The sequence below is a fragment of the Pseudoalteromonas luteoviolacea NCIMB 1944 genome, from assembly GCF_001625565.1.
Taxonomy (GTDB): Bacteria; Pseudomonadota; Gammaproteobacteria; order Enterobacterales; family Alteromonadaceae; genus Pseudoalteromonas; species Pseudoalteromonas luteoviolacea_F.
Genome location: NZ_AUXS01000075.1, coordinates 311,733 through 324,789 on the forward strand (window position 1 = coordinate 311,733; position 13,057 = coordinate 324,789).

General features: G+C 41.9%; 12 protein-coding genes. 6 read left to right on the forward strand and 6 right to left on the reverse strand.

Going from position 1 to position 13,057, the window contains the following annotated elements; all coding sequences use genetic code 11:
- Positions 1-117 precede the first annotated feature (117 nt).
- Together bamC and N483_RS24050 are read left to right on the forward strand one after the other, a co-directional pair.
- Positions 118-1,179 (forward strand): outer membrane protein assembly factor BamC, encoded by a 1,062-nt coding sequence (gene bamC, locus N483_RS24045; RefSeq protein WP_023398673.1) that lies wholly within the window; start codon positions 118-120, stop codon positions 1,177-1,179.
- A gap of 65 nt (positions 1,180-1,244) precedes the next feature.
- Positions 1,245-2,615 carry a YjiH family protein gene (locus N483_RS24050; RefSeq protein ID WP_036975728.1) on the forward strand — a complete coding sequence of 457 codons (1,371 nt, stop codon included), beginning with the start codon at positions 1,245-1,247 and terminating at the stop codon, positions 2,613-2,615.
- A gap of 37 nt (positions 2,616-2,652) precedes the next feature.
- Here N483_RS24050 and N483_RS24055 read toward each other — a convergent pair whose 3' ends face one another.
- Positions 2,653-2,856: a DUF2897 family protein gene (locus N483_RS24055; protein ID WP_023398675.1), complete on the reverse strand. Its 204-nt coding sequence runs from the start codon at positions 2,854-2,856 to the stop codon at positions 2,653-2,655.
- 275 nt (positions 2,857-3,131) lie between these two features.
- On the opposite strand from N483_RS24055, the gene N483_RS24060 reads away from it, so the two are divergent.
- Positions 3,132-4,466, forward strand: coding sequence for an ankyrin repeat domain-containing protein (locus N483_RS24060; RefSeq protein ID WP_023398676.1), 1,335 nt, complete (start codon positions 3,132-3,134; stop codon positions 4,464-4,466).
- Positions 4,467-4,540: 74 nt separating this feature from the next.
- On the opposite strand, the gene N483_RS24065 is transcribed toward N483_RS24060, so the two are convergent.
- The gene (locus N483_RS24065) at positions 4,541-4,900 is read right to left on the reverse strand and encodes an outer membrane protein assembly factor BamE (protein WP_023398677.1); all 360 of its coding nucleotides are present in this window, start codon (positions 4,898-4,900) and stop codon (positions 4,541-4,543) included.
- 120 nt (positions 4,901-5,020) lie between these two features.
- Here N483_RS24065 and N483_RS26720 point away from each other — a divergent pair, with 120 nt between their 5' ends.
- Positions 5,021-5,386: a GIY-YIG nuclease family protein gene (locus tag N483_RS26720; protein WP_155250742.1), complete on the forward strand. Its 366-nt coding sequence runs from the start codon at positions 5,021-5,023 to the stop codon at positions 5,384-5,386.
- Here the strand turns inward: N483_RS26720 and N483_RS24070 are convergent.
- The 4 genes from N483_RS24070 to ilvC all read right to left on the reverse strand — a co-directional run bounded on the left by N483_RS24070 (position 5,269) and on the right by ilvC (position 10,992).
- On the reverse strand, positions 5,269-6,162 hold the full coding sequence (locus N483_RS24070; RefSeq protein WP_023398678.1) for a M20/M25/M40 family metallo-hydrolase: 894 nt from the start codon (positions 6,160-6,162) through the stop codon (positions 5,269-5,271). The genes N483_RS26720 and N483_RS24070 overlap by 118 nt on opposite strands.
- A complete protein-coding gene (locus N483_RS24075) occupies positions 6,143-7,330 on the reverse strand; it encodes a tetratricopeptide repeat protein (protein WP_023398679.1) in 1,188 nt (395 codons plus the stop codon). Before N483_RS24075 ends, N483_RS24070 begins: the two co-directional genes overlap by 20 nt.
- Before the next feature lie 102 nt (positions 7,331-7,432).
- The gene (locus N483_RS24080) at positions 7,433-9,337 is read right to left on the reverse strand and encodes a methyl-accepting chemotaxis protein (protein ID WP_023398680.1); all 1,905 of its coding nucleotides are present in this window, start codon (positions 9,335-9,337) and stop codon (positions 7,433-7,435) included.
- A 182-nt stretch (positions 9,338-9,519) separates the two neighbouring features.
- Entirely contained in the window at positions 9,520-10,992 is a 1,473-nt protein-coding gene (ilvC, locus tag N483_RS24085; RefSeq protein ID WP_023398681.1) for a ketol-acid reductoisomerase, read from the reverse strand.
- A 130-nt stretch (positions 10,993-11,122) separates the two neighbouring features.
- Here ilvC and ilvY point away from each other — a divergent pair, with 130 nt between their 5' ends.
- Positions 11,123-12,016, forward strand: a complete 894-nt coding sequence (gene ilvY / locus N483_RS24090) for an HTH-type transcriptional activator IlvY (RefSeq protein WP_023398682.1) — start codon at positions 11,123-11,125, stop codon at positions 12,014-12,016.
- Positions 12,017-12,079: 63 nt separating this feature from the next.
- Positions 12,080-12,787 (forward strand): winged helix-turn-helix domain-containing protein, encoded by a 708-nt coding sequence (locus tag N483_RS24095; protein ID WP_023398683.1) that lies wholly within the window; start codon positions 12,080-12,082, stop codon positions 12,785-12,787.
- The last annotated feature ends 270 nt before the right edge of the window (positions 12,788-13,057 follow it).

A 13,057-nucleotide genomic window follows, 5' to 3' on the forward strand; every position in this document is an offset into this window, starting at 1 on the left:
AAATTTACTTGTCAGGCTAAATAGAAAATTAGTGTAAATGGCAGTGAACCATTTCAGCATTCCTTAATCTTAAGTGAAAGAATAATTACATAGTGGGTTTGCTAAGGAGTTTTATTAGTGCAGTATTGGGTCCCTAAAGCGCTAACGTTAAGCGTTATACTCGGTTTATCAGGTTGTAGTGTTTTTACCAATGACACGCATCAAAAGAAAAACTATCGTGTCCACGAGGCTGTGCAAGTTCCAGCAGATCTCGAGCAACCTTATCAAGATAAAGAATTCCAAATGAATGTGGCCGTCTATAACAATGACGCTGAGCCACTGAGTTTTCGACCACCTCAACAGGTACTGACACTTGCCAAAGGCAGCTGGGCTGAGGACAAAGAAGATGTTGCGCGTATATATTTTGATAAAAATGATGGTATAGACGCACTGGATGCATTTATTTGGCAAGCGGTTGAAGGTGTCATTGAAAACCATCAATCTTCAATTAATGAAGATGACCGTACCAATGGTAAGCTCACCACTGGCTGGTATTCCATAATCAAAGCTGAAGAAGGTTGGTTTTGGGAAACAACGGCAGAGGTTTCAAGACAGAAGTTTGAATTTACATTGTCACAAGAGGAGCACCAGCGTACAGCCTCTTTAGAAGCGAAACTGATTGATTATCAAAGTGACAAAGTTGAGCTAGACGACATGTTACAGCAGCAACTTGAAGTACGCGCACTGAATGAAGTTGTTGCTGAGTTCGATTACAGATACCGCTTACTTGAAGTCGAATTGCGTAAACAGCAGGGTGTACTATCGCTTGAATTAGGCTTCGATAACGACGGTAACGCGGCACTCATTACCCTTGCAGATAGAAGTTCTGTTATGGAACGACTCTCTAACTTCCTAGAAAAGCTGAGCTTTACAGTTATTCGCCTTGACGACGAAAAAAATGAAGTTTTTGTCAGGTATGAAGCGCCAGAAAGTAGTGTTTGGGACTCTATCTGGGGTGACGAGGTGACAACACTTGCCATTGAAGATGGCGATTATACTATTGAAGTAGGTACAACAGACGATGGGCAAACCTCGTTAACCTGGTCTGATGCTGAGGGGAATGTACTCGACTCAGTGACTATGGAAGCACTTCAAAAAGGGTTGGTCGAGGCCCTGCGTAATCGCGGACTGAGTATATAAATACAAACCGCTAAGTAGTTCAGAAAAGAGCGAATGCTCTTTTCTTTTTGTTGGATAAAGAAATGATGTCAGATACAACGCAAACGCCGCCTGTGAATTGGCAAACATGGTTCGCATTTATTGTACCGTCACTGATAGGTGTATTTTTATTTATGACACCTGTTGCTGTCGGCGATGCAATGACAATCCCAATTGCGGTGTTAGCAAAAGAGTTGCAGCAATATACTGGTCCTTTTATACATGCATTGATTGTAGCCATCGTGTGTATTACGGGGGTGTTTAGTTTAGTGATTAAACTCTTCAAGCCACGCATATTGCTAAAAAGTGAGCTTATTAAGCACTTGTTTGATGTAAGCTGGCTATGGGTTACCACAAGACTCTTTGGTATGGCATTCATTCTGATGACCTTCTTCCAGGTTGGACCTGAGCTTATTCACTCAAGTGGCACGGGAGCCTTGGTTTTAAACGATCTATTGCCAGTACTATTCTCGGTATTTGTGTTTGCGGGTCTGTTACTTCCTTTGTTGCTCAATTTTGGATTGTTGGAGCTAGTTGGTACGTTACTTACTAAAGTGATGAGGCCTTTGTTTGGTGTGCCAGGACGAAGTGCGGTGAACTGCGTGGCTTCGTGGTTAGGCGATGGTAGCGTTGGTATTTTGATGACTTCTCGACAATATGAAGATAAGCACTATACGCAAAGAGAAGCTGCAATCATAGGTACCACTTTTTCCGCTGTGTCGATCACATTTTGCCTCGTTGTCATTGGTCAAGTTAAACTAGAACACTTGTTCGCGCCTTTTTACTTGACCGTTTGTGCGGCCGGTGTCGTCGCGGCCATCATTGTGCCTAGACTACCGCCATTAAGTTTCAAAAAAGACATTTATGTCGATGGTAGTACACATAACCAAGACTCTGAAGCTGTTCCTGAAGGTAAAACTCTATTTGGTCATGCTTTAGATGTCGCATTGCTAAAAGCGCATAAAGCTCCCGGCATAAAAGGTACTGTTAAAGAGGGTGTTCACAATGCGCTGGATATGCTGTTTGCGGTCCTTCCTGTTGTTATGGCTGTTGGCACATTTGCCCTTATCATTGCTGAAGAAACACCTATCTTTCAATTTTTAGGTCAACCTTTCATTCCTTATTTGGAGTTGCTACAGGTGCCTGAAGCCGCAAAAGCTGCTGAAACAATTGTTGTAGGTTTTGCAGATATGTTTATTCCATCGATTTTAGCTGCCAGCAATATAGAAAGTGATGTAACGCGGTTTATTGTTGCAGCGCTCAGTGTGACACAATTGATATACATGTCAGAAGTTGGTGCTTTGCTATTGGGCAGTAAAATTCCGGTCAACATCTTTGAACTGTTCGCAGTATTTATTTTGAGAACATTGGTTACTCTACCTGTGATTGCGCTGATGGCACACTGGTTAGTGGGTTAATAAGTCTGTGCAGTGAGTATTGCTTGATACTCACTGCTTATTTAGGCTCTTCTTTCTCTTTCTCTTTCTCTTTCTCTTTCTCTTTCTCTTTCTCGTCGCCTTGTTCCGGTTTGATTTGTTTGTCAATTTTGTCTTTGACGTTAAATTTATTCGCATATTTAAGCAGCATAATATTGCCAATAACATAGCCAAAAACGGCGAGGATGATTAGGATTACTTTCCAAGTTTCTAATTTTTCCAAGATTGCTCCGATGTACCTATTCAGCCTATATAAACTTACGGTCCATAGGCTAGTGCTAGGTTGTATTATTACATGGATTACAGTCTACTAAATTCAGTGTCAATGTACGACTGATACGTTACTCATTCTCATGGCTAGGCATACATGTAAATAGTGTGAGATATTCGCAGCTTTTTTTGTTTACACTTGGTATTATCTTGCTGGCTAAGCATTGCGATAATTTTAGTTCTTAGTAAAAGTAATTTTGGTGATTTTATTAAATGGTTTGTGCATCCATGGAGCAAGTTTTAATTTGGCCTTCTCAATTTCCACTTTTGTTAAAAGGCCTAGTGGAAGACAATGGTGCATTCATTCTTGATGCACTCGAAGCGTGGCCTGAGTGCGACGTGGTAAAGGATGAGCAAGGAGTTATATCTCAAGTCTTGCCTCCTATATTTTATGTTGCATGGTTAAAACCACTGGATCCCTTCGAATCCTGTTTTTTTCAGCATATTGATGAATATGATGATGAACAGCACAATTACGTTTTACAGTTGCTCAATCATATTGAACAAGCTGGGATCTCTCGGGATGAGTTAACGGTTAAGCTACTGGGGTGTTTGTCTCAGTATTCGAGTATTGCATCACAGGCTAAAATTCAAAATAAAATTTCTTTTATCGATTTATTGCTCAAGTATAAACAGTTTAAAACGCTATGTTGGTTGTTGCCGAATGGCTTTAAATTGACACCAGCACAAACCTGTGAGCTCTGGCTAAATGGCGAAGAGAGTAGTAGGTCATGTATACAAGAGTGCTATCGGGATATTCTGGAAAATACCTCATTAACCCAAGCAGAAGCGGTCAAACATTTAAATGAAGGGCAGGACTGCGAAGGTTTGCTTACACTCCTGTGCAACGAGGAAGAGCGCCTACAAATACTCGACAATGCCTTACTGGAGCAGGTCATGTCAGGGGCCGCGAAACAGTCGAGTATGCTTTCTTTAATAGAGAAGGGAGCCAGAGGTCATGGTGCAGACAGTGCTGGTAAGTCAGCGATGATGTGGATCGTTGAAAAAGGCTTTGTGAGCGCTGCTAAAGCATTACGAGAGTTTCATTGCGGTGTGTCACTGGATGACCTGGGCAGGAACCTGATGCATTACGCAGTGCTATCAAATTCTCGCCCAATGCTAGAGTTGATTGAAGATATGGGGGTAGATCCTAGGTTAGCAGATGCTTCAGGTTGCACACCTTATCGATTAGCCACAGAGAATCAGTCTGTAAACTCTAAGAAGTACTTGGAAAAGCGTGGCATCATTGAACTCAGTGATGAAGCAAAGTATCAGAGAATTTTTAGAGTGTATGTTTTGAAAGCATTTGCTGTACTATTTCTACCACTGCAATTAGCGCTTTTTTTAGATGCATCACGAGACAATAAATTGTCGATGGTGTTATTGCTGTCAAGTTGTACTTTATTTATATTTGCTTTGGCGAGATTGCTGAAAAGAAGGCGGCTTTTCCCTACCACAAAACTGCCTTTTAGCTTGCGTTGCATAGGGGTATTGAGCTGGTTAAGTTTGTCTATTCAAGCAATATTTACGGTAGTGATGTGTTTGGCTGTGGTTAGTATTTAACTTTCAAGTGGCTATTTTAGCGGTTTGTGGTGTGAGGCAGGTTAGGATTACCTGCCACAAAGAAGCGCAATAGCTTAGTTATCAAGTGGCGTATTGAATTCTGCCGGTATTTCAAAATCGCCAGTTAACTTAGCCAGTTTGTCGTTCTCAAAATGAACCACTAAACTTTTACGCACCTCAGAGTCTCTGTCTATGTTAAATACATATTTGTAGTGCCACTTCGAGGAGTCAAAAGCATCTTTAGCAACCGGCGTGCCCAATACGAACATGACTTGCTCTTTTGTCATTTCTATTCTGAGTTTATCTACATCAGATTGCTCTAAGAAGTTGCCTTGAGGCACATTTATTCTATAAACCCAGCTTGAACAACCGGACAGAAAAATAGTCATCATGGCCGCTACGAGCCAAGTCAAAAGGGGTTTATTGTACTGCATGTATGTGTATCCTTATTTTAGGTTATTACGAATGATACAGATTGCACTAAGAAGGTAAAGTAGATTGTGCATTTCGACTGTGCATTTTGGTAAAAGTTTCTAGATTTGAGAAATTTAAATTTGAGTGAACATGAGCGAGTAAAAAGAGATTGGTATCTATATATTGTCGAAAATAAACTTGGGCAGTGGTATACCGGGATCACCAATAACTTAGCACGAAGGTTAGAGCAGCACGGCAACGGGACAGGTGCGAAAAGCTTGCGTGGCAAAGGCCCAATTGAATTGCAAATTGCATTGTCTGGTCTCACCAAAGTTGAAGCTGCTAAATTAGAGTGGCAAGTTAAACGTTTGAGTAAAAAGAAGAAGTGTCAGTTGGTTACAGCTGCATTGCTGGAAACTTGCGACAGCACAAACTTGGTTATCGCATTTGACACCTGTGTGAGCTTTTCAAAGTTAATTTTATCCAATGAATCATTGACGGAGTGATGATGCTTGTCCATTCCTGCACCAAAATAGATAAAAGGGATATCTGCTCTATAAAATGGATAGTGATCACTGGCCCGCAGCCAATCTATTTGCGGGGCATTTAGCCGCCTAGCCATTATTTTTGCGGAAAAATAGAGTTGGAATTTAACTGGCGTGCTGGCAAACGTAGAGGTGATTGTTTCTTTCATTGGTTGTAAGGACCTTGAGGCAAGCGCATAGAGCTTGTTTTTTCTTTGTAGGTCGAGCATGTCCAAATTAATGTTCATATGTACTTGGGTGCTTGAAAGCTGCTTAACAAACGCTTTGGCACCATGGAGGCCTTTTTCTTCGGCGTCTGTAGCGACGTAAATTATGTTGCGATTGACGTCCATGCCTTGTAGCTGCCTTGCAATGTCAATCATCACGGCAACACCAGATGCATTATCATTTGCACCAGGAAAGTATCTACTACCGCGAGTGCCTAAGTGGTCATAATGGGCGGTAATGACAATGGGAGAGTGGCATAGCGCACGCCTGCAGTACTGAGTCGCGACCACATTATGGCCAGTAGCTGAGTCAAAGAAGCCATAGTCAAATTCGAACTGGTCAAATCGTACTTCTAATCCATATTTTTCAAATTGACGAGTAATATAGTAGGCGCTGCGATGTGGCTGTGCCCCGCCTGAAGGTCGACCTTCAAATTCGGGGCTGGTCAAAATCAGCATATCTCGTTCTAGGGCATAGCTTTGAAAGCTAAACAAAAACAGCAGAGTGAAGTTAATTTTTAGCCACTGCATCTAGCCATTCCAATTTACCTCGATATTGTTTTTGATTGTGCTCAAATTCAGCTAGCGCGAGTGCTCGCTTCATGTGAAGTCGGGTAAGTTTTAAATTGCCAAGGCCATAGTATGCTTTGGCAAGCGCGAAATGACCTTCATGAAGACGGTTGTTTATTTTGAGGGCGTTTCTATAGTGTTTAATCGCTTTTGTAAAATTGCCTTGCGCCATAGCCTCATGACCGACTGTTAAAATGTAATACGGGTTGCTTCGGCGCAGTTGATGGAGGTTAGCCCTGATATCTTCCGCTTGTTTTTGTCTGTCTGTTAAATCATACAACACCGCTAAATTTCCTTTTGCTGTGTTGTTATCTGGATCGAGTTCTATCGCTTGTTCGTAAAGCCTTTCAGCCGTATCAAATTGTCCTGCAATTCGGTAGAGTATGGCGAGGTTTGCCCAGGCACTGGAATAGTAGTTGTCCATTTCTATGGCCGCTCGAAAATAGCTAAATGCTAAATCATGTCTGTTCTCAACCATATTGAGCGCCCCTTTGTTATTGTAAAACATGGCGGTGACGCGGTCTTTACTTATGGGGGTGGTTTTAAAAGCCTGACGACGGCTATTTGGGTCAAAATCAATGGTTAAGGTTTTTGGTGCGGTATGAAGTACCTTTTTAGTGAAATAGCGAGTTCTGTCTTCGTGAATTTTTAAATTGACATGACCACTTAAAAAATTATATCCGCGGCTATTTGCCCAGTACTCTGGTACGTGTACTTTTTGAAATTCAGCGCCTAAATTCAAAAACTCAGACAAACTGTAAGACAAAATTGAGAGAGACAAGCAGTTGGCGTTTAGGTTTTGGTATGTTTGCGAGGCGGTGAGGTTGGCATCACTCATGTAAGAGAGTGAAGCATCTCCATTTTCTAATAAGAACTGCATAATGAGCTCAGCTTGTTCTAACTCTGGAGGGGCGTCCTTTTTAAAGTGTTTCTCTAGGGATTTAATGATTTGCTCATCTAAAACGAAGATTTCGGCTTGTGATTCAACTTCTAGTGTTTTAAATGGCGCCTGATTGAGTAAAGCCAAACTTTCTGGAGCAACATTCTTGCTTGACTGGCATCCACTCGTAAAAACAGTGGCAGTGATGATAAACAAACTTAGCAAAACGCTTTGATAACATAACTTCATATTATTTACTCCCAAACGCTCTTTCTTATTAGACTAGCGAAACTTGAGAGTAAATAAAGAAAAAATTGTTACAAAGCGTTGCTTAAAATTCAGCTTACCTTATCAGAAACTTGCCACCAGTTTGTCTAGCGCTTTCGCTGAATCAGCTAATTGCTGAATTGCTTGCTCGGTACTAAGTTGGTCATTCATCACTTCGTCACTAATGACACTGATCTGTTCGATACTTCTACCCACATCAACCACAACATTGCTTTGCTGCTCTGTCGCCGTGGCGATAAGTGTTGTCATATCATTGATTTGATTGGCAGTTTCAGTGATCTTATCCATCAATTCAACGGAAGTTTGCATTTGTGAGACACTTTGCTCTGCTTGCTGTGACGATAGTGCGATTTGTTCGACTATTGAATCAGATGCGGCTGTGAGCTCGGTGATCGTGGCTTGAATTTCATCTGTGGATTGAGATGTACGGCTGGCAAGCGCGCGTACTTCATCTGCAACAACAGCAAACCCTCGCCCATGTTCTCCGGCGCGTGCAGACTCAATCGCTGCATTAAGTGCCAATAAGTTAGTTTGCTCAGATATCGCCCTGATCACATCAAGAATATTGGCGATTGACTGTGTTTTACTCGCAAGCGTTTCGACTTGAGTGGCCATATTTTGTATATCAGTTGCCAGCTCCATCAGCGTTTCTTGGCTGGTTTGCACACAGTCATGGCTCTCCTGTGAGCTTTCTTTACTAGCCAGTGTCAACTTCGCGGTATTGTTTGCACTGCCCGCAATTTCTTGCACTGTGGCCGCCATCTCATTGATTGCCGCAGCCACAGAAAGCGTTTGGTTCTTTTGCTCGTCTAATGACTGAGAGTTGCGTTGTGACTGCTCGAAAACCAATTCACTGGCCGCGCGAATGTCGCGACTTTCAGTTGCTACCTTGCTAATTGCACCGTCTATTTTATCGATAAATTGATTGAACCCATCACCAAGTGCAGCAAGCTCTGGTTGTTCTGAGCGCGGTACACGATAGTTTAGGTTGGCATCGCCACTTCCCAGCTGTTTAAACACGTCGGCCATTTTCAGTAGCGGGGCGCTCAGGGTGCGAGCGAGGAGTACGCTGATGATACTAGCAACCAGCGCAATCACCAGTGCAAAGGTCACAATTTGCCATTGTAATTCGGTAACTTGGGCAAATACTTCTTGCTGAGGCACTTGTGCAATTACATATAGATCGGTTTCAGGAATGCGATTAGCCGCAACCAAAACGGCTTCGCCGTTGGCAGACATCTCGAGGATACTGAGTTTTGAGCTATTCAATAATGCACTATCCGAGCGGGCACCGTAAAAGTCATCAAGGGTTGAGCTGGCGACCAAACTGGCGTCTGGATGAAGCTGTACGAGTCCTTGTTGGTTAACAACAAATACAAATCCACTTTGCTCGATGCGCATATTTGCAAGCTTTCGCTGCATTTCGTCAATGCTTTTGGCCAGACCCGCGAGCCCGATACCATTGGTTTGCTGGTGATTGACGAACATTTTTACATCACCAGGTGCTTCTTGAAAGATACTAATTGAGTAAGCTTGATTACTGTTGGTAAAAGCAAAGAACCAATTGTCTTGCTGTTTATTTAACACTCTCAAAAAGCCATTTTGATTCCAATACTTATGGTTTTGTCTGTTGGCCCAAGAGGCTGTTGCTAAGCCGTATTGTTGCTGTAACCGATTTAACTCTTCGAGTAACAAAGGTTCATTTAACTGACCATTTTTTGCTGAATCAACGATAAACTTGTTACTGGAAAGCTGCTCAGCAGCATTTTTTAGTACCACAATTTCTTGTTCAATAGACTTGGTGATACTTTCAACTTTGCTGGGCAATTCGGAACCGAGCATTCTCGACTCTACCATGGATTTAGATTGAAAAATCGAAATAAACCCTATTAAACAGGCGACTACGATTGCAGTAGCGCTGCCGAGAATGGTGATTTTTTGAGTGATTGTAAAGCTTGTGTTACTCATTTAGCCTTCTAAAATTGATAACCGCATGGCGATAATTCTAGCATGGTCAATAATTAACACATATAGATTTATTAATTATGTCGTATAGATTTATTAGCTGTTGATGGATTTTATCATGTAAATGTATGAAAAAAAGCCCAAAGTTTTCACTAATGGGCCTTGGTTCTAACAAGCGAACTGATTTATACGATACGTTTCATTGCGGACATATAACCTCGCAATTCTGTACCTACAACTTCAACCGGGTGGTTTCTTATCGCACTGTTAACGGCTATAAGTTTTTGATTATCCACATGGTTGTTTTGAGTGTCCAAACCTGCACCGATCACATCTGTATTGATTTTCTGCATAAATGGCAGAAGCAGAGGTATGCAAGCATGGTTGTATAGATAGCATCCATATTCAGCTGTATCAGAGATGGTTCTATTCATTTCAAAGAGTTTTTTGCGTGCAATTGTGTTAGCAATAAGTGGTGTTTCGTGCAAAGACTCGTAATAGGCCGATTCGGCGATGATCCCTGCGGCTGTCATTGTTTCAAACGCAAGCTCTACACCCGCTTTCACCATCGCAACCATTAGAATGCCTTTATCAAAAAAGGTCTGCTCAGAGATATGTTGCTCAGTATTGGCCTGCTTTTCAAAAGCGGATTGCGCAGTTTCTTCACGCCAAGCGAGTAACTTTGCATCACCCTCAGCCCAGTCTGCCATCATGCCAGTTGAAAATTCACCACTGATGATGTCGTCCATGTGCTTGTTGTAAAGCGGTGTCATAATGGTCTTAAGCTCTTCACTTAGATCATGCGCTTTAATTTTCGCAGGGTTTGACAGCCTGTCCATCATGTTGGTAATACCACCATGTTTTAATGCTTCTGTGATGACTTCCCAGCCATACTGAATCAATTTTGACGCGTAGTCTGGCGCGATGCCTTGTTCAACCATCTTATCGAAACACAGTAAAGAGCCTGTTTGTAACATGCCACATAAAATGGTCTGTTCACCCATTAAATCAGACTTTACCTCAGCGATAAATGAAGAGTTGAGTACACCAGCACGGTCTCCTCCTGTGCCTGCTGCATAAGCCTTGGCTTGCGCTAAACCTTTACCTTGAGGGTCGTTCTCAGGGTGCACTGCAATGAGTGTTGGCACGCCAAAACCGCGTTTGTATTCTTCTCGTACCTCAGTACCAGGGCATTTTGGCGCGACCATAATAACCGTGATGTCTTCACGCACTTGCATGCCTTCTTCGACAATATTAAAGCCATGAGAGTAGGCAAGAGTTGCGCCTTGCTTCATTAGTGGCATGACGGCATTAACAACTGCTGAGTGTTGTTTGTCTGGGGTCAAGTTGAGTACCAGATCCGCGGTTGGAATTAGCTCTTCATAAGTGCCAACAACAAACCCGTTGTCGCTCGCATTAAGAAACGATTGTCTTTTTTCATCAATCGCAGATTGCCTCAGTGCGTAAGTAACGTCCAAACCTGAGTCTCTTAGGTTTAGGCCTTGGTTTAACCCCTGTGCGCCACAACCAACAATCACCAACTTTTTGCCCTTCAATACATCTACGCCATCACTAAATTCCGATGGGTCCATAAAATTACATTGAGCTAGTTGAGCTAGTTGCTCACGTAGAGGTAAAGAGTTGAAATAATTCGCCATGTCAGATCCTGCTTTATCGTCTTAAAATAACTGTATATGTGTTGACTCTACGATAGTGAGATAATGTACTTGCGTAAAATGATATATTTAAATTATTGTATTTCATATAATGAAACGTAGGGGCGTGCAGATGGACCACAAACAACTTAATTACTTTTTAGCGTTAGCAGATACATTGCACTTTTCACGCGCAAGTGAACGATGCTATATCAGTCCACCGACCTTGAGTCGACAAATAAAACAGCTAGAGAGTGAAGTGGGCGCACCGCTGTTTATTAGAGACAATCGCAGCGTGTCCTTGACACCTCAAGGTAAGGCTTTTGTCCACTATGCTCAGGCAACTTTAGCCAGCTGGCGACAGTTTAAAAGTGAATGTCAGGACGAGTCCAAACCGCTGACAGGCGAACTAAGTTTATATTGCTCGGTTACCGCATCGTACAGTTTTATCTATGATTTGTTTGCTCGATACCGTAAGGAGTATCCTCAGGTTGAGCTAAACTTGATGACCGGGGATCCTGCGTTTTCAATTTCTCAAGTTCAAGGGGATTTGGCTGATGTTGCTGTTGCTGTAAAACCCGCATCATTGCCACAAGGGCTTGAATATCAATCGATTGGCCGATCGCGACTGGTATTTATAGCACCAACCATGACGTGCCCGTTAACTGATTTAATTGACAATCATAGTGCGGGCGATATGCCATGGGGGGCGCTGCCTTATATCGTGCCAGAGCAAGGCGTGTTAAAAGAGAGAATTGACCACTTTTTTAAACGCAAAGGCATTCAACCGCAAGTGTATGCACATGTCTCTGGCCATGAAGCGATGGTCGCCCTGGCAAGTTTAGGGTTTGGCGTTGCATACATTCCCGAAATTGTACTTTCACAAAGCCCATTTAAAAACCAAGTTCAACAGCTAAACTTACAATCCGAAGAGATTGATATCGGCTTGGTTACAAAGAAAAAACGGCTACAAGATCCGGTAATTAATAAATTGTTTTCAGTCTCTTGTGGAATATTTAATTCGTAAAGCTGATGTTCAGTTAAAAGGAGTAGACTCGCAAAAAATTAGGTGTATGAACAGGGGTAGGTAGTGCATACCGTACTGATCGCTGAGAGTAAAAGTAATAGTTTAGCCATGCCACAAGCCGCGCTTCAAGGTCAGGGGTTTGACGTACAAAAGATGGTGCTAGAAAGCTTGGACCACATTAACCATAAGAATAATCAAGGACAAGTCAGTAGCATTGTGATAGATCAAGCAATTGCAACCAGTGCAAAATTCGATACCATCAATACATTGAGAACGTATTATCAAGCGCCCGTACTGGTCTCTGTTGATGACAACAATGACGATATGCAAAGCCTGTTATTAGAGTTGGGAGCGGATGATGTGATTGCGACAAATGCCAAGCCAAGGTTATGGCGGGCACGATTAGAGGCAATATTACGCAAAAAGCAGATCGTTACGTCAATTAAAGAAGCTGGCAAAGAGACAACTCTGTCATATGGTGCTTTGACAATTAAAGGAGATGAACGCACTGTATTGATTGACAACAAGCGCGTAAGTTTGACAACCCATGAATTTGATCTAATTTGGTTATTGGCATCTTCAGCACCAAAAGTCGTGAGTCGTGAAGAAATTTACCAAACAATTATTGGTCAAGATTATCAAATCAGTAGCCGTACCGTTGATGTACGTGTTTCTTGTTTAAGAAAAAAGCTAGGTGATAATGCATCGAGCCCACAAAAGATAAAAACCGTGTGGCGACAAGGATATCTCTTTGTAAAAGAAGCTTGGTAAGAATTTATAGTTCGAATTTTTCGAACTATAAATCAATCAAAGACTGTGAAAAATTTATAACTAAATAATCTATATTTTGTATACGAAAGTCCAAATTCATTTAAAAACATTGAGTTATAAATTATTTTGTTACAAATCTTATTGACTCTCATTTTCTCTTCTATATTTAGTCTTAACTCTACCTGTCAATTTGTATACTTTTAACAACGCAAATAATATTGATTGCTATTTAGGGCAGTGTATACTGGCCGTGTTAATTGAATGCAAATA